The 16,665-nt window shown below is 63.1% G+C and carries 14 protein-coding genes; 11 read left to right on the top strand and 3 right to left on the bottom strand.

Going from position 1 to position 16,665, the window contains the following annotated elements; all coding sequences use genetic code 11:
- The 3 genes from GF399_12650 to GF399_12640 form a co-directional block, all read right to left on the bottom strand.
- A partial coding sequence (locus GF399_12650) for a zinc-ribbon domain-containing protein (GenBank protein ID MBD3401163.1) occupies positions 1 to 181 on the bottom strand: 181 nt, incomplete at its 3' end.
- Positions 182 to 563: 382 nt separating this feature from the next.
- Complete coding sequence (gene fabF / locus GF399_12645) at positions 564 to 1,805, bottom strand: beta-ketoacyl-ACP synthase II (GenBank protein ID MBD3401162.1); 1,242 nt, start codon at positions 1,803 to 1,805, stop codon at positions 564 to 566.
- 103 nt (positions 1,806 to 1,908) lie between these two features.
- Complete coding sequence (locus GF399_12640; protein MBD3401161.1) at positions 1,909 to 2,151, bottom strand: acyl carrier protein; 243 nt, start codon at positions 2,149 to 2,151, stop codon at positions 1,909 to 1,911.
- 838 nt (positions 2,152 to 2,989) lie between these two features.
- Here GF399_12640 and GF399_12635 point away from each other — a divergent pair.
- The 11 genes from GF399_12635 to GF399_12585 form a co-directional block, all read left to right on the top strand.
- Entirely contained in the window at positions 2,990 to 3,376 is a 387-nt protein-coding gene (locus GF399_12635) for a hypothetical protein (GenBank protein MBD3401160.1), read from the top strand.
- 1,594 nt (positions 3,377 to 4,970) lie between these two features.
- On the top strand, positions 4,971 to 5,564 hold the full coding sequence (locus GF399_12630; protein ID MBD3401159.1) for a TetR family transcriptional regulator: 594 nt from the start codon (positions 4,971 to 4,973) through the stop codon (positions 5,562 to 5,564).
- 25 nt (positions 5,565 to 5,589) lie between these two features.
- Positions 5,590 to 8,598 carry an MMPL family transporter gene (locus GF399_12625; protein ID MBD3401158.1) on the top strand — a complete coding sequence of 1,003 codons (3,009 nt, stop codon included), beginning with the start codon at positions 5,590 to 5,592 and terminating at the stop codon, positions 8,596 to 8,598.
- A 174-nt stretch (positions 8,599 to 8,772) separates the two neighbouring features.
- Positions 8,773 to 9,492, top strand: coding sequence for an outer membrane lipoprotein-sorting protein (locus tag GF399_12620; protein ID MBD3401157.1), 720 nt, complete (start codon positions 8,773 to 8,775; stop codon positions 9,490 to 9,492).
- 10 nt (positions 9,493 to 9,502) lie between these two features.
- Entirely contained in the window at positions 9,503 to 10,927 is a 1,425-nt protein-coding gene (locus tag GF399_12615) for a hypothetical protein (protein MBD3401156.1), read from the top strand.
- 118 nt (positions 10,928 to 11,045) lie between these two features.
- On the top strand, positions 11,046 to 11,594 hold the full coding sequence (gene lptC, locus GF399_12610) for an LPS export ABC transporter periplasmic protein LptC (GenBank protein MBD3401155.1): 549 nt from the start codon (positions 11,046 to 11,048) through the stop codon (positions 11,592 to 11,594).
- A 190-nt stretch (positions 11,595 to 11,784) separates the two neighbouring features.
- Complete coding sequence (locus tag GF399_12605; protein ID MBD3401154.1) at positions 11,785 to 12,228, top strand: hypothetical protein; 444 nt, start codon at positions 11,785 to 11,787, stop codon at positions 12,226 to 12,228.
- A 626-nt stretch (positions 12,229 to 12,854) separates the two neighbouring features.
- A complete protein-coding gene (locus tag GF399_12600) occupies positions 12,855 to 13,682 on the top strand; it encodes a hypothetical protein (GenBank protein MBD3401153.1) in 828 nt (275 codons plus the stop codon).
- A 259-nt stretch (positions 13,683 to 13,941) separates the two neighbouring features.
- On the top strand, positions 13,942 to 14,157 hold the full coding sequence (locus tag GF399_12595) for a hypothetical protein (protein ID MBD3401152.1): 216 nt from the start codon (positions 13,942 to 13,944) through the stop codon (positions 14,155 to 14,157).
- Positions 14,158 to 14,353: 196 nt separating this feature from the next.
- Complete coding sequence (locus GF399_12590) at positions 14,354 to 16,207, top strand: T9SS type A sorting domain-containing protein (protein ID MBD3401151.1); 1,854 nt, start codon at positions 14,354 to 14,356, stop codon at positions 16,205 to 16,207.
- A 262-nt stretch (positions 16,208 to 16,469) separates the two neighbouring features.
- Positions 16,470 to 16,665, top strand: a 196-nt coding sequence (locus GF399_12585; protein ID MBD3401150.1) for a zinc-ribbon domain-containing protein, incomplete at its 3' end; no start/stop codon positions are given.

Here is a 16,665-nt window from a genome sequence, read left to right as displayed (position 1 = left end):
CCTTTATTCCGTCTTCAGCGGTTTCCAGCGGAATTGCAGGTAGCCCGGCGCCGCACTCGGAGCAGTAGTCGGCCTCCGCCGGGTTCTCCGCCCCGCAGTCGGGGCAGACTGCGACCCCTTCGGCCAGACAAGGCGTGACGATAGCGACGAGTAATACCAGTAGAGCGATGACTCTTTCCATGTCCCTCCAACGGGTGTTTGGGTTACCGCAATAGCGACAATCGAACTATGACGATCAGTCTAATCGAACAGGGTGGCGCCTGTCCAGAGTCGCGTCTGCTTATGAGATAGGGGCGCCCTGACATGCATACTAAGACACCGGAAGGTCGGGGCGCGGAGCCTCCAACCTGCGGCTAGATAGGAACTACACACCCGCGGACGTTCGCTAACGACGCGAATACCAGAAGACACGAGGCCCGGCGCGCTTGTTGCGCCGGGTTTGACTTAGCTCAAACCCGGCCTGCAAGAAGCGTGACGGGCCGGCGGGCGGATGGGAGCGGTATAAAAGCGGAGCCGGGTCGGCGGACCCGGCTCTCGTGGTTCATCGGCTGCGCGGCTGCGCTCTAGCCGTCGAAGCGGCGGAAGGCCAGCACGGCGTTGTGGCCGCCGAAGCCCAGACTGTTGGAGAGGACGACGTCGAGTTCCAGCTCGCGGGCGCCCTCGGGAACATAGTCCAGATCGCACTCCGGATCGGGGTGCAGCAGGTTGGTCGTCGGGTGGACCATCTGCTCCTTGATACTCATGGCGCAGACCACCCCCTCCATCCCCCCGGCGGCGCCCAGGCCGTGGCCCAGCATGGACTTGGAGCTCGTGACGGCGATCGCGTCGGCGTGCTTGCCGAAGACGCTGCGGATAGCCGCGGTCTCGTTCTTGTCGTTGAGCTCCGTCGAGGTGCCGTGGGCGTTGATATAGCTGACGTGGCCCGGCTCGATACCGGCGTCCTTGATGGCCATCTTCATCGCCCTGGCCGCTCCCTCGCCGGCCGGGGCCGGAGCGGTAATGTGATAGGCGTCGGCGGTGACGCCGTAACCGACGAGCTCGCAGTAGATGGGTGCATTGCGCCGGCGGGCGTGCTCCAGCTCCTCGAGAACCAACACACCGGCTCCCTCGCCCATGACGAAACCGTCACGGTGGGCGTCGAAGGGGCAACTGGCTTCCTCGGGTGGGCAGTCCCGTGTCGAGAGCGCCCGCATCGAGCAGAAACCGCCGAAGCCCAGGTTGCCGATAGCGGCCTCGGCTCCGCCGCAGACCATCACTTCGGTGCGGCCCTCACGGATATGGTTGAACGACTCGCCGATGGCGTGAGTGCCCGAGGCGCAGGCGCTGGTGGTGCAGAAGTTGGGGCCCTTGAGGTTGAAGTTGATCGAGACCTGGCCCGAGGCCATGTCGGCGATGACCATCGGGATGAAGAAGGGGCTGATGCCGCGGGGGCCGCGTTCGTGGAAGCGGATGGCGGCCTTCTCGATCAGGACGATGTCGCCGATGCCTACGCCGATGATCGTACCGCTGCGCTCGGCGTTGACGCCCTCGAGGTCCAGCTTGGCGTCCTCGATGGCCTGCTGGCTGGCGACGACGGCGAACTGGACGAAGCGGGCCATCCGTTTGGCCTCCTTCTTGTCCAGATAGTCGTTCGGGTCGAAGCCCTTGACCTCGGCGGCGACCTTGCTGGTGTAAAGCTCGGCGTCGACGGCGGTGACCGGCGCCACGCCGGAGCGTCCCTCGATGAGGGCCTTCCAAGTGTCCGCGACGTTCAAGCCCACCGGGGTTAGGGCGCCGACCCCGGTAACTACGACTCTGCGTGTCATGTCAGGCTCCTGCTGCAGCGTTGCGGGCGTTGGGCGAAATGACAAGTGTCAGACGGGGCGTCCCGGGGACGCCCCCTCAGCCGAAAACGTGGGTTGCCGGAGGTTAATCGAGGTTCTTCTTGAGATATTCGATGGCGTTGCCGACGGTACGGATGTTGGCGGCGTCCTCATCGGGGATCTCGAGATCGAACTCCTCCTCGAGCTTCATCACCAGCTCGACGGTGTCCAGGCTGTCGGCGCCCAGATCGTCGACAAAGGCGGCATCTTCGGTGACCTGATCGGAATCGACGCTGAGCTCCTCGACGATGATGTCCTTGACCCGCTTGGCAAGGTCTTCGGTGGTCATCTGGCAACCTCCAGAGTGCTGGGACCAGCCGCGACGGATTACCGCGTGGTCGGTCGCTTGAACTGACGCCGCTGAAACGCGGCTGTATGGTTGATCTAACCCGTTGAAAAAAGTCGCCCCTTGTCTGAGCGTTCACGTTCATTGCCGGCGGGATAGCGTAGCCGTTTCCATCGACCGGGATTACTCTGCGGTTCGGCGGACAGGCCGGGTACCCCGCGCACAGAACGGTGGGTAGTATAGCAACCGGCGGCAAGGAGTGTCAACCGGCGACCGGGCGGATCGTTTTGCGGAGGCCGGCTCGAAACCCTCCGCTGACGGAAACCCGACCTGCTACCAAAGTGACTAACCAAAATGACGAATAAAAGTAACGACTCCGCGGAAGAAAAACCTTGTCATCGAGTAAAAAGGATGATAGTTTATTATTAGTTGGTGATAAAGTGACAACTCAAGAAAAACACTTGGCTTCATACAGCCTGATCGGACCAAATCAGACTAACTATGAACGGTTTACCCGGTCTTCTCCGCCCACCGGAGTTGCTCCGTTGCTGATCGAACACGCGCTTGGTAGACCCTTACTGCTAGTTTTTACATGACTTAGATGTAAACCGTAAGCCCCCACCCGGGCATAGGCAAGCCGCTGCTAGCTGGTTTTCCTATAGTACCCGCCTTTATAAGCCGCTACGTTTAACTACTCGCTTTGTGATAACTATATGAAGATCAACGCTCGTATTATCAGCAGGTTACTGCCTTGTTCCGTTCAAGACGGGGTATACGATTCCAAGCACATTACAGACACATCGATAAACAAAACATAACCGTGTGAACCCAAGGAGAAACCATGCGCCTGCTCTTGATTGCCGCCCTGCTGGTCGTCGCCGCCCTGACCCTCGGCTTTCAGCAGAACGTTGACAAAATCCCCAACGGCGAAGTCAACAGTTGCGACACCTGTCATACCAACGGCGGCGGTTCGCCGCGCAACGATTTCGGGCTGGCCTTCTTCGGCAACGGCCAGGTCTGGGACAGCGGATTGGCCGGTCAAGACTCCGACGGCGGCGGTGTCGACAACGGCGATGAGCTGCTCGATCCCGACGGTACCTGGAACCAGGGCGACACCGACCCCGGAGACCCCGACAACGTTCTCAACCCCGGCGACGAAACCGACGACGACGAGTTCGACCTGGCCCCCGCCAGTTGGGGCGGAGTGAAGATTCTGCTCAACGAATAACGCTGTTCGTAACACCCTGTACTGCTAATCGAACAAACGCAACAGCTCCGCGTGCTCCGTCGGGTGCGGCCCTTGCGGCGTGAATCACGCCGTCGTCCAAGCGCCGACGGACCAAGCCTTACAGACCGCCTCGTCGGCGGTCTTGCACTATGCCGCTACCCCGGCAGGCCGGCGCGATATCGGGGGAGTCATGGCGGTTCGGTTAGCTAGAAGCAACGGGCCACTTGACAACGACGGGTTTTGACAGTGCGCGATTTCCTCGAATGCCGGCTAAGAAGGATAGCGCTCGCTTGTTGATGTTTGAACGTGATCTAGTGTGTATCGGCAGCCCACGGGGTCGCTGTCCCTGTACGCGCGTGTAACTACATCAAGGCCTCGATCCAGGTATCCGAATGAGTTGATACATCGCTGTAGCAGATAGATACAATACGATAACCTATGGGATCATCACGGGAGAAGAACACCAGCTATTGCAGTTAGGTTCTTCCAGTGGTGTGAACGGATCTGTCATCCCGCCACCGACGAGGTGGGCAATGTGGCGAGGAAGAGGAGAACTATAGACAGGCACGTCAAGTGTCCAAGGTGCAGCTACCGCTATCACTACCGCTGCGCCGACGGGCGGCATAAGTATAAGTGTTGCGGTAAGTTGTTCAAGCATCGTCCCCGGGGGCGTCGCAACGAGCCGCCCTTCGTCAGGCCGAGTTGGACCCAACCATCTACACCGATAAGCCGACGGCCGGCGGGCCCATAAAAACTGTCGCTCAACGGCTTCCATTACAAGCGCATCAATCATGACAAGACACTGGATGACGGCAAAGTGCATATCAACGGCCTCGAGGACTTCCGGGGCTACGCCAAACGCCGCCTAAAAGCCTATCACTGAGGTTTCAAGCATAACTACTGACTCTTGATCACTGGAAGGTCGTTCAGCTTCAACCATCGAGACGCCGATAACGCGCTACACATTCTCAGGAGCGGACTTCGCGCTTGGTCATAATTAGATGATAATCATTAACATATATGCAAAAGATCGCTGCTAAGGCAGTACGGAGCCCATAACACATGAATGCCCATATGTTTTGCGCACCAGGCAGCGAGAAACCTCGGCCAAAACGGAGCTGATTGTGGCGGCCGGGGTTGCTTGCTCCGTTGTCCAGCCGCTAATGACCCTTCGAGGCCACCAGCCGGGACTGTTGTGCTTTTCGGCGCTAAAGGCGGCAGGCAATGTGCAGACTCGCTGTGTTCTCTCCCAGCCTTTCTGCGTGAAAGCTGCTGCGCTGGCAAAACCCAGCGCAAAGGCCTAGCGATGCGCGCGGCTTGGGACAGTCTGCAAGCCTTTGTCACCAATGAAGTTGCTAAACCGTTGTCCTGAGCCCCCCTTTTTTCTTGTCACCGAGCTGCCGAGCCTGCTATAATACTTGACGAAATGACCGGATGGGACAATATGGTCATTTGTTACAAACGGTCACAGGTGGTAACAAGTGGGCGGGGTTGTTCCAGCATGGCAACGGAAGTCGCTCCAGGTTGACTGGAACAGTCCAACCAAAAACTGCGATCGTGACGCAGGGAAAACCTCCGACGGCGGGATCGAGCCATGAGCCGTGACAAGCGAGACAGCATCCTGCAGGCCGCCCTGAAGCTCTTCGTTCGTTTCGGGCGCCGCAGGACCACCGTCGACCAGATCGCCCGCACCGCCGGCGTCGGCAAGGGCACCATCTATACCTACTTCGCCGCAGGCAAACGCCAGATCTGGGACGAGCTGGTCGCCGCCGAGGCCGACAAGCTGATCAACTGCATCCGCTTGGCCGTCGAGGAGGCGGTCACCTTCACCGAAAAGCTCCGGGCCTGCACCGTCAGCCACTTCCGCTGCATCCACCAGGAGCTGGCCCTGCTGTCCATCGAGGAAGACATCCTCGACGAGTACTTCCCCGAGATCGACGAGGTGCGCGAATCCTTCCTCAAGCTGGAGCACGAGCTCCTCGTCGAGATTCTCCAGGGTGGAGTGGCGGCGGGGGAGTTCCGCCCCGTCGACATCGACCTGCTGGCCTTCACCTTCATCGCCGCCCTGCGCGGCCTCGAACTGCCCTGGATCTGGCAGCAGCGCGTCGTCGACACCGGCGAGCGCATCTCCACCCTCCTCGACGTCCTGTTCAACGGCCTGCTGACCCCGGAGCACCAGGGCGCCTGAGGCGCCGTCAACCGCCGGAGAAGACATGTTCGAGCGCTTCGCCCGCTTCGTCGTCCGTTTCCGTTGGCCGGTCCTGATTGTCATTCTGGCCGTGACGGCCTTCTTCGCCGTGGCGATGGGCGACCTCGAGGTCCGCACCGACTTCATCTCCTCCCTCGACGCCGACCTGCCCGTCGTTCGTCTCTACGACTATATCGGCGAAGCCTTCGGCGGTTCCGACGTCGCCGTCGTCGCCCTCGGCGCCGACGACGTCTTCCAACGCGAGGTCCTGGCCCAGCTACGTGACTTCACCGACGCCGTCAGGCGACTGCCCGCGGTGCGCTCGGTCAACTCCCTGACCGAGATCATCGACATCCGGCCCATCGAGGGCGGCGTCGAGGTCGGCGACCTGCTGCCCCCCGGCGAGCTGCCCTCCCAGGCCGAGCTCGACGAGCTGCGCGATTACGTCCTGGACAAGGAGATGTACACCGGGATTCTGGTGGCGCCCACCGGGGAGCTGACTCTGGTGCTGGCCCGCTTCGCCCCGGACATCGATCGCGTCGAGGTCGGACGACGTATCCGCGCCCTGGCCGAGGAGACCTTCTCCGCCGACGTCGAACTAACTTACAGCGGTCTGCCCTTTCAGATCTATTACATGGACCAGATCGTCCTCGACGTGCTGGGCCTGCTGACCCCGCTGGTGATCGGTCTGGTGGCCCTGGTGCTGGGGCTGTTCTACCGTCGTCTTTCCGGTGTCTTGCTGCCCCTGGCCGGTGTCGGCTTCTCCCTGGTTTGGACGATGGGCGTGATGGCGCTGACCGGTGTGCCGATCAGTCTGCTGACCAGCGCCATGCCGGTGATCCTCTTCGCCGTCGGCTCGGCCTACACCATCCACGTTCTCAGCCACTACCTGGGCCGTCGGCGAAGGGGGGCGGAAAACGGCGAACTGGTCGCCGGAGCGCTGCGCGCCGTCGGCCTGCCCGTAATCCTGGCCGGGCTGACCACGATCATCGGTTTCGGCTCCCTGGCCAGCGCCAACATCGACATCATCAGCGAGTTCGGCCTGTTCGCCGCCCTGGGGGTTCTGGCGGCCACCCTGTTGGCGGTGACCTTCGTCCCCGCCGTGCTGGCCGTGCTGGGCGGGCACTTCGCCGAGCGCCGCCACGCCGGCGAAAGCTCCGAGCCCGGCCGCATCGCCACCGGCGCCGCCCTCTTCGTCAACAACCGCCCGGGCCGGATCGCCGTCACCGCCCTGATCATCACCATCGCCGCCGCCATCGCCCTGCCCCACGTCAAACGCGAGGTCAACCTGCTCGAGTTCTTCGACGAGGACATCACCATGCGACGCAGCGAGCGGGTGATCGAGAAGGGCTTCGGCGGCAGCCTGCCCGCCCAGGTCTACCTCCAGGGCGATGTGCGCAGCCCCAGCGTCCTGCGCCGCGCCGCGAGGATCGAGCGCTTCCTGCGCGCCGAGATCGGCCGCCAAACCCAGAGCCTGGGCGCCCTGCTGCGCGAGCTGAACTACAACCTTTACGGCGAGCGCCGCCTACCCGACGAACGCGCCGAAATCAACGACCTTTACTACTGGATCGAGGGCGACGAGCTCCTCGAGACCTTCGTCGCCGACGGGACCTGGTGGAGCGACGGGCCGCAGCGTCCACCGAACGCGACGCCCCAGTCCGAGATGCTGCTGTTCTCCAACGTCGGCGGTTCCGATTCCGACCTGATGGTCACCCACACCGCCGCCCTGGAGGATTTCATCACCGAGGAAATCGCCCCGGCCGAGACCCGGGTGGCCCTGGACGCTCTCGATGAACAGACCCGGCGTCTGATCGACGACTACCGCCTCGAGGTCGCCGCCGAGGACCTGCTGGCCGACCTGACCTACCACGGCCTGCGACCGCGGCGGCTCCACGACGAAAACGGAGAGCCCCTGCCCTACATGCTCGAGCCTGCGGAAAAGGCCGAGTACATCGAAGGTCTGCGCGGCATCGGCGTCACCCAAACCGATACCGTCGACGCCGCCTACCTCGAACGTCTCGAGCCTTTTCTCCGAACCTTCGTCTACGACAGCGGCCTGATTCCGCTGGAAGACGAGGCCGACCGACTGGCCGTCGTCGACGGGCTCCGGACCGCCTTTTTCGATGGCGGCCCCCTGGTTCCCGCCGCCACCGAACTGCAGGGCGTCTTCGTCGACGCCCTGCCGCCGGACTACCTGACCGAGTACCCCGACGATCCAGCCTGGCTGGCCGACAAGCTCGTCACCAAGCTCGACAACCTGGCCGCCGCCCAGCGTGTCGACACCTGGACCGCCGAACTAGAACGGCGCCTGGAGCTCGAACTCGACGAAGCCGCCCGCGCCGACCTGCGCGCCGTCCTCTATCCCTTCACCGAGCCCGCCGCCTGGCTGCCCGTCGAGCTGGCCGCCGAGGCCGGTCTCGATGTCGACGCCGCCGACACCGTCGAGCTGCGCGTCGCCCAGACCGGCTTCCCCCGCATCTTCGAGCTGATGCAGGAACAACTGATGACCAACCAGCTCAAGACGATGGCCATCGCTTACGGCTTGGTGTTGATCCTGCTCATCCTGGTGTTGCGCAGCCTGCCCGGCGGTCTACTGGCCTCGATTCCCATCCTGCTGACCGTGCTGGTCAACTTCGCCGTCATGGCCCTGACCGGCATCCCCCTCGATATCGTCACCATCATGATCGCCAGCCTGGTCATCGGTATCGGCGTCGACTACACCATCCACTTCACCAGCGGGTTCCGGCGCAACCTCGCCGAGACAGGCGAGCCCTTCGCCGCCCTCAAGGCCACCCTGGCCACCACCGGGCGCGCGATCCTGATCAACGCCGTCGGCGTGGCCGTCGGTTTCCTGGTCCTGCTGTTCACCGAGGTCATTCCCCTGCGCCAACTCGGCGTGATGATCGCCGTCACCATGGTGGTCAGCTCAATCGCCGCCCTGATCGTGCTGCCCGCCGTCTACTTCGCCCTCAAGCCCCGCTTCATCTTCGGTAAAACCCAACCCGGCAAACCGGCCGAAACCCGCGATAACTAACTGAGCCCGCGCCCCGGAGACCTTTGATTACACAACAACCAGACCCGGACAACGACCAGCGGGGGTCGAGCTCGTCGAACAGTCTTTTCAAAGGTCTCCGGGGCGCGATCGATGAGGTAAGCGTTTACGAACCGCCAACCGATCGACCGGGGTCCGCGCCCCAGGAGGACAATCATGCGCAAGGCATTCGCGTTTCTGCTCCTGATCAGCCTGCCCGTCCTGGCCCTCAGCGGTCAGCAGATCATCGAGAAGGTCGAGAACACACTGACCGCGGCCGAAGACATGACCGCCGTCTACACCATCACCGTCACCGACGCCGGCGGCACCACCCAGACCTCGACCCTGAAGATCTGGACCATGGGTCAGGACAAACGGATGATCAAATACACGGCGCCGTCGTCGGTGGCCGGGATCGGTTTCCTGGTCCTGTCCGACGATGAGATGTACTTCTATTCGCCCAGCCGGGCCGATGTCCGCCGCATAGCCGGTCACGCCCGTTACGAGAACTTCCACAATACGGACTTCAGCTACCAGGACCTGGCCAATTACAGCTACGACGAGGACTACACCGCCGAGCTCCTCGACACCGTCGACGGCCAGTACGTCCTGGAATTGACGCCGCGCTCCGGTGTCGACACCGATTACACCAAACTCAAGATGTGGGTCGAGACGGACAGCTTCGTCTTCCGCCGCGTCGATTTTTACACCTCCGCCGGTCTGATCAAGCGCCTGACCACGGGCGGCATCGCGGAGCGCGACGGCTACACCTCGATCGGCGCCTTGCTGATGACCGATGTGACCACGGGCCACAAGACGACCATCGCCATCTCGAGTATCGATTACGACGGCGGCCTGTCGAGTTCCTTCTTCAGCCAGCGCGAGCTGCAACGCTGACGGTGATATGATGCGAAAACCCTCCCTGATCCTGCTGTTGCTTCCCCTGACCCTGGCGGCCGAAGAGGCCGACGAGGTGGAGATCGAGTATCCGGAGCCGCCCGCCGACGACGGCACGGTATCGTCGACAGGCGAAGAAACAGGCGCCCTGATCCCCGAGCTCGAGCTTTCGGCCTATATCGAGGCCGATCTGCGTCACCGTACCGAACCCCCGGAGACCTTCACCTACAACGAGAACGACATCGGCCTCAAGCTGCGCACGGTTTGGGACGTCGCCGACGCCGAGGCCTCCCTCCGTCTGCGCGGCACCGGCTTCACCTCGGCGGGCGAGTTGGCGGAGCTGACCCGCCGCGGGGTGCTCGATCCCTGGGAGCTGGAACTCAACACGGCCTATGTCAACCTGTACGGAGTGCCGCTGGCGCCGTTGGACATCTCCTTCGGCCGTCGGGAAATCGGCTGGGGCGTGGGCGACGAGCTACGCGTCTTCAACGAAGTCAATCCCGGCGACTACCGGGATCCCTTGAGCTTCGGCGACAAGCTGGGTGTCGAGACCCTGATGCTGACGGCTTGGTTTTCTCCCACCTGGCGGCTGGAGGGCGTCTTCGTTCCGACCTTTACCCCGGCCCGACTGCCCGCCGATCTGTCGCTGATCACCCCGGAGATCGAGCTCGAGGAGGGGCTCTGGCTCAGCGAGCTGAACATGAACGTGGCGACGCCGGAGCAGAGCCTGGCGCAGGCCGCCCAGTACGGCGCCCGGCTCAAGGGGGGGCTGGGACCGGTCGATCTCGAGTTGGCCTATCATTACGGCCGGGATTACCTCCCCGTGCCCACCGACGTCACCCTGACGCCGACCATCGATCCCGAGGCGCCGGAGTGGACCCTGCCGGTGATCGTCGACGTCACGGGCAGCTTCCCCCGGCGGCATCTCGTCGGCGCCTCCTTCGCCGCCGACGTGGCCGATATCGGCCTGTGGGGCGAGGTCGCTGCCTACATCTATCCCGAGGAGATCACCCAGATCATCCACACCATCCTCGGCGACACCAGCGAGCCCCTCTATCCAGCGAAACCGTATTTTAAATGGCTCGGGGGGATCGATTACAGCCTCGGCGGCTGGTACGCTCAGTTGCAGTATCTCCATGGCTTCTACTCCGAGCGCGGCGCCCACGAGCAGTCCGATCTGTTCATGCTGGCGTTGGAGAAGGGCCTGTTTTACGAAAAACTGATCCTGCGCGTCGCCGGGGCCTACGAGATCCCGGATTTCGACACCGTCGACGAGCACTGGGGCCTGGCCGTCATTCCCGAGATCGAGTACAAACCCCTCGAGCAGATCAGCCTGACCCTGGGCGGTCGCTGGTTGGAGGGCGACGGCGTCTCCAACCTGACCCTGCTCGAGCACGAGGACGTGGTCTACCTCAAGCTGCGCGTCGATCTCTAGTCCGGCGGGATTTGAAACGGCGCCCGACCGGGGCTATAATGTGGCAAAATATGCTCGGCGAACTAAAGCCGGGGTGACGAAGCTAGAACCGCGAACCGCCGAACCGCCGCCTCGAACAATGAAACCACTGCGAACAGCCGGTATGTTGCTCGTCCTCGTCCCCGTGCTGCTGACGGCCTGCGGCGAGCAGCGCCCCGTGGACTTCGTCCCCGGCGAGGACGAGCCCGACCAGACCATCGCCAGCTTCACCCTGCGGCAGACCGAGGACGGCGAGCTGTCCTGGGAGCTGGTCGCCGAGCTGGCCTACGTCTGGGATCAGGAGAACCTGACCGTCGCCGACACCCCGCACGTCGATTTCTACGAGGACGGCGAGCACCAGGCCACCCTGACCGCCGCCGAGGGTACGGTCAACATGCTGACCAACGATATGCAGGCCCGCGGTGGGGTCGTCGTCGTCGCCGACGACGGCGCCCGGTTGACCACCGAGGTCCTCAACTGGGACTCCCGCCGCGAGCGCCTGTTCACCGAGCAGCCCGTCAGCTACACTCGCGGCGGGACCACCATCGACGGCCGGGGCTTCGAATCCGATCCCGACCTGACCGACTGGCAGATCAACGAACCCACCGGCACGATCAGCGCCGCCGAGCTGGGCGAAGAAACCCTTTGACTCAGCCGGGGACCTACTTCATCGATTGTCATGCATTATTCCATCCTCAGCGCGTAACCGAGATACGCCTCCGCGATCTCGGTTCTTTTTTGAGAGCATCACGGGAGCTGAACAGCAGCTATTGCAGTTGGGTTCTTTAGCGGCGTGAACAAGTCTGTCATCCCGCCACCGACGAGGGGGGCGATGTGGCGTGGAAGAACGGCGCGGGGGAGCGGCACGTCAAATGTCCCCAAATGCAACTACCGCTGCGCCGACGGGCGGCACAAGTGTAAGTATTGCGGAACGCTGTTCAAGCGTCGTCCCCGGGAACGTCGCAACGCACCGCCGCTCGCCGGGCCGCGCTCGACCCGACCAGCTACACCGATACGCCGACGGTCGGCGGGTCGATAAGAAACTGTCGCTCAGCGGCTTCCACCACAGGCGGATCAATCACCAACGGGATTTCGCTGATGACGGGATAAACATCAATAGTATCGAGAACTTCCGGGGCTACGCCAAACGCCTCCTAAAAGCCTGCCATGGAGGATTAAAGCGTAACTTAAGACTGTTTATCCGTGAAATGGAATTCCGCCTCAACCGTCGCGACGCCGATAACCCGCTATACATTCTCATAAGCAGACTTCGCGCTTGTTGATAATTAGGTGAGAATCCCCTTTTTTATCATTGATTGACCTCACCCGTTACCAGACAATCTGTCGGGAGCGCATACCGCAAGCACTGATCGCCAAGAACGTTGATACAGGCTATCCCAATCATGGTTTATCGGCTGCCTTGGCCTCTTGTACCATGATGATTACTAACCGTTGTTATTGTACGACATAGCAATTTGTTCGCCCTGAAGAAGGTAACAACGTTAAGCAAGAGAGCGCCAGCCGCCTTGACCCTGATTGTTATGGCAGGGCTTGAGGCGAGTCAAAGCTGCGAAACCGTTTCTAACGACCCGGGGCTGTTAGCTCCAGCAGACCAAGTTAATCTCAACGGGGAACTTCAACTGCCGTTGCCGGTCAACAACAACCCTTCAGGACTGCCCATCGATCACCATTAACAACGGTCGGCCAAGCCGATGCGGTGCTGTCCGATATCTGCTTTCCAAGCGCTTTGAAACAGCGGTGTCCCCCCACCCGGCGGAATGGTCCGCTGGCACGTGGATTGCCCAAGCCACGTGTCGTTTACAATAGCGACAAACCGCAAACACTTGCCGGCCGAGTACATTCACCGAGACCAATCTCCAACCGTCAACCTCAACACCAAGAGGCTCACTTGCACAGCTTACCCTACGCCGCCGGTAACGCCGTCGACATCATCAAGCACGAGTGGCTCTGTCGCGTGCTGGACTGGCTGCCCGCCGACACCCGTTATCTCGACGCCTTCGCCGGTCCGTTGACCAGCCCCCTCGATCCCCGGGTGCGCATCCGCCTGACCAGCGCCCCGGCGGAGCTGCGCCTGCGTGAACTCCAACTCAAGGCCGTCAACAACGACCGCTACCTGGGCAGCGTCATGCTGGCCCGGCAGGTCCTGGCCACCCGCGGCTCGGTCTTCGCCTTCGACATCGAACCCCGCCTGCGCGAAAACTACCGCGAGCACGGCATCCGGCTCGAAGAGAAACTGGAGCACGGCCTGGACGCCGCCACCCTCAAGGGCTACGATCTACTGCTGATCGATCCCTTCAACATCTTCCGCCCCTTCCCGGAAAAAGCCGCCCTCGATCCCGCCAACCTGGACCGCGTAACGCGCTTCTGGCGCGAAACCGCCGACCAAAAGGGCGCTATGCTGATCTACATCTGCAACCCGGACCCCGGGAGCAAGGCCGCCCAACGCTACTACGAAGACCTGACCTTTCTGCGGGAACAACGGCTCTTCTACCGGGTCGTCGTGCCGCCGCTGCCCACAACCGGTATCCGCGGCGAAGGCGAGTACTACGGCGAGCTGCTCTATCTGCCCGAGCTACTCGAGGCCGACCAGCTGCACTGGCGCGAGGCCTCCCTCACCCGCGGCGCCCGCGCCGTCGCCGAAACCCTGCAATTGGGCTACGCCGAACTGACCGCCGCCGGATACTCCACCGAGCGCCTCGAGCTGATTAGCGGCTGAAAATGCACCCCCCGCCCACTGCCGGCCGGCCGGCGAAAACGACCGCCCCGCCGCGCTGGACAGGTAAAAACCAGCGGCCGGAACCGGCACGGTTTTTGCGGAGGCGGACCGTTATCCGCGGCCCAACGGTCGCCGAGATGCAAAAACCGTGCCGGTTCCGGCCGGCGAAGGCCCGCTGCCGGCCCGAGGTCTCGGGAGCCGTTTTCGCCGGCCGGCCTTCCGTGTTATCATCAACTGTCATTTAAGAGGAAGTGAAGCGTTGCCGATAACCGCAACCACCTCTGTCGAGGTCGTCCTGGACGAGCATCCCGCCGCCTCGTCCTGGCTGCTGGAGCGTGGTGTGGTCTGCCTGCGTTGCGGCGAGCCCTTCTGGGGCTCCCTGGGCGAACTGTTGGCGAACAAGGGCTACAACGCGGCGCAGATCGAGGAGATAGTCGGTCGGCTCAATCAATACCTGGTCGAGGTCGAGAGTTGACCCGACTCCGCGCAACGGTGCGCTTTTGCGCGGGAGCGGCTCAGGATTGGGGACTTAGCGAGCGGTCCGTCGGGGCCGTTTTTTGTTTACCGTAGGAATTCGAGGGACGCGATTTCCAAAATCGCCGCCGTCGATTGACACGGCCCACGGCGCGGCGTAAGATAAAATGTCAACGTCAAGCAAAAGGGGAGTCGTCATGCACAAGGCCGCACTCATTCTACTCATCGCCCTGTCGATCGTCGGTGCCGCCGTTGCAGGAACGCCACGCAGCCTCACCGTGTACGAAACAGCGGACGAGGGTTGTCAGGAGGAGACTCATGGACCGCGGGCGCTCAGCCTGCACGCCGCCGAGACCGGGGCGAATCCCTTCGAGGGTCCCCTGCCCCCGGCGCCGGACAGCGAGGTGCTCTGGCACTACCAGATCGCCGACGGCGGGCCCCAGCGGCTCAACGTCGCCGTCGGTTACGACGCTCAGTACGTCTGGAGCGGCGGCTACTACGGCGGCGGCAAGCTGTTCGAGCTCGACGGCGACGGCGATCCGTTGTGGGAGTTCGAGCGCGACGGCGACTTCAGCGCCGTCGCCGCCGCAACCGCCGACGTCTTCTACGGCGCCTGGGGTCACGAGGGCGCCTTCGAGGTCTACCGGTTCTCCGCGGCCTCGGCGACGCCGCTGTGGACCTGGGACGGCGCGGCGGCGGGCTACGCTCCCGCCGATCTGGCCAATCCGGGTTGCACGGCCTGCGCCGAGGACGGCTCCGTGCTGGCCGTCGGCGGCAACGACGGCGACTCCCTGGCGGTGATGTTCTTCACCGAGGGTTCCTCTACGCCGCTTATCTTCGAGGATGAAAGCCTGAACTACAACCCGCGCCAGTTGCGCCTGACCGCCGACGGCTCCAAGTGCATTCTGCGCGCCGCGGCGACGCTGTACCGCATCGAAACCTCCACGGCGACCCTCGAGGCGACCTACGACCTGAGCTCCTCGACGGACTGCTTCGGCGTCAGCCCGGATGGCTCCGTCGTCGTCTACGGTTTCACCGGCTGCAACGTCATCGAATGGAACGGTTCCGCCTACGAGCACATCTTCCACGGCTACTGCCCCGGTTCCAACTACGCCGGCCTGGGGTACGTCGGCGCCGATAACGAGCAGGTCATCGTCGTCTGGTACGCCACCGACTACCTGCAGAACTGGGTCACCCGCTTCGAGAAATCGAGCGGCTCCGACCCGCTCTGGACCTACGAAACCGAGCGCGCCGGCGGCTCCTATCAGGACGTGCCGACCTGGATCGACGCTTCCGCCGACGGCGAGTGGATCGCCATAACCTACGCCGGTTCCCAGACCAACACCAACGACGAGGTCCAGCTCCTGCGCGACTCCCAGCCCGAGAGCCTCTGGTGGAGTCTGGATACGCCGGGCTCGGCCACCGCCGTCGACATCACCGCCGACGGGGAGTACCTGGCCACTTCGGGCAAGAACGTGCATCTCAACCAGATGGGCTCGGGCGGCGACGTCTACGCCGCCGACATCGACCAGGCAGTCGGCATCGACGACGGCGTGTTCTACGCCCGGGACGCCGAGGAAGGCGTGCTGATCGAATGGCGGGTCGAGGACGCCCAGCAGTTGGTCCTCGAGCGCGACGGCGAAGTGCTGGCCGACGGCCTGGAGGCGACGGGGGTGTATCTTGATCGCGTTCCCGCCGGCGTGTACGAGTTCAGCCTCAGCGTTAATGCGCGCAACGGCGACGGCTACAACTACGGACCCATCGAGATTCGTCACCGGGGCGACGCTGTCCTCACCCGCCTCGAGGAGCCCTATCCCAATCCGGCCGCCGACGACTGCAGCCTGCGCTACAGGCTGGCCGAAGCCGGATCGGTGACGATCGCCCTCTACGATCTGTCCGGACGGCGGGTGCGCCTGCTGGTCGATGGCGAGTACAACGCCGGTCGCCACGAGGTGGGCTTCTCCACCACCGGGCTGCCGGCCGGGCTCTACGTGCTGCGGCTGGAGACGGCCGGCCGAAGCTACAGCCGCCGGCTGGTCATCGAGCGCTGAGCAGCGCAAGCGCCTTTTCCGGATAAGGGCGTCCGTTCATCGACCAGCGAAGGGTTACCGTTAGCACTTTCCGGCCGCGTCACGCTCAAAGGCGACGAACAACCCGCCGAGTCTGCCCGGTGAATGAGCCCCGTCCGGGGTCGCCTTGACGGACGAAACTCGCCAGGCTATCCTCGTCGCTTCCCGGCCTTGCTACAGCGTAGACGGACCGTTAGTCAGGCACCGCTTCCACCGCGGATCGCCGTTAACGCGTCCCACCCGTATGCTTGGGAGCTGCAATGGGGAGAATCGTTCTATTATGTGCCTTGCCGCCCTGTTCGTCACGCCTTGTCTGGCCGAAGGGGTCGCAGTCTGCCCCGACTGCGGGGCGGAGAACCCGGCGGAGGCCGACTACTGCTCCGAGTGCGGCGCCGGGCTACCTGCAATTCCGCTGGAAACCGCTGAAGACGGAATAAAGG

The organism is Candidatus Coatesbacteria bacterium (assembly GCA_014728225.1).
In the GTDB taxonomy this organism is placed as follows: Bacteria; RBG-13-66-14; RBG-13-66-14; order RBG-13-66-14; family RBG-13-66-14; genus WJLX01.
Note: the sequence above shows the minus strand (reverse complement) of the source record. Positions and strands in the feature narration are given on the sequence as shown.

Bases quoted from the DNA above. Each gene is read 5' to 3' on its own strand.
- fabF (MBD3401162.1), bottom strand. From the start codon at position 1,805: ATGACACGCAGAGTCGTAGTTACCGGGGTCGGCGCCCTAACCCCGGTG.
- GF399_12640 (MBD3401161.1), bottom strand. From the start codon at position 2,151: ATGACCACCGAAGACCTTGCCAAGCGGGTCAAGGACATCATCGTCGAG.
- GF399_12635 (MBD3401160.1), top strand. From the start codon at position 2,990: ATGCGCCTGCTCTTGATTGCCGCCCTGCTGGTCGTCGCCGCCCTGACC.
- GF399_12630 (MBD3401159.1), top strand. From the start codon at position 4,971: ATGAGCCGTGACAAGCGAGACAGCATCCTGCAGGCCGCCCTGAAGCTC.
- GF399_12625 (MBD3401158.1), top strand. From the start codon at position 5,590: ATGTTCGAGCGCTTCGCCCGCTTCGTCGTCCGTTTCCGTTGGCCGGTC.
- GF399_12620 (MBD3401157.1), top strand. From the start codon at position 8,773: ATGCGCAAGGCATTCGCGTTTCTGCTCCTGATCAGCCTGCCCGTCCTG.
- GF399_12615 (MBD3401156.1), top strand. From the start codon at position 9,503: ATGCGAAAACCCTCCCTGATCCTGCTGTTGCTTCCCCTGACCCTGGCG.
- lptC (MBD3401155.1), top strand. From the start codon at position 11,046: ATGAAACCACTGCGAACAGCCGGTATGTTGCTCGTCCTCGTCCCCGTG.
- GF399_12590 (MBD3401151.1), top strand. From the start codon at position 14,354: ATGCACAAGGCCGCACTCATTCTACTCATCGCCCTGTCGATCGTCGGT.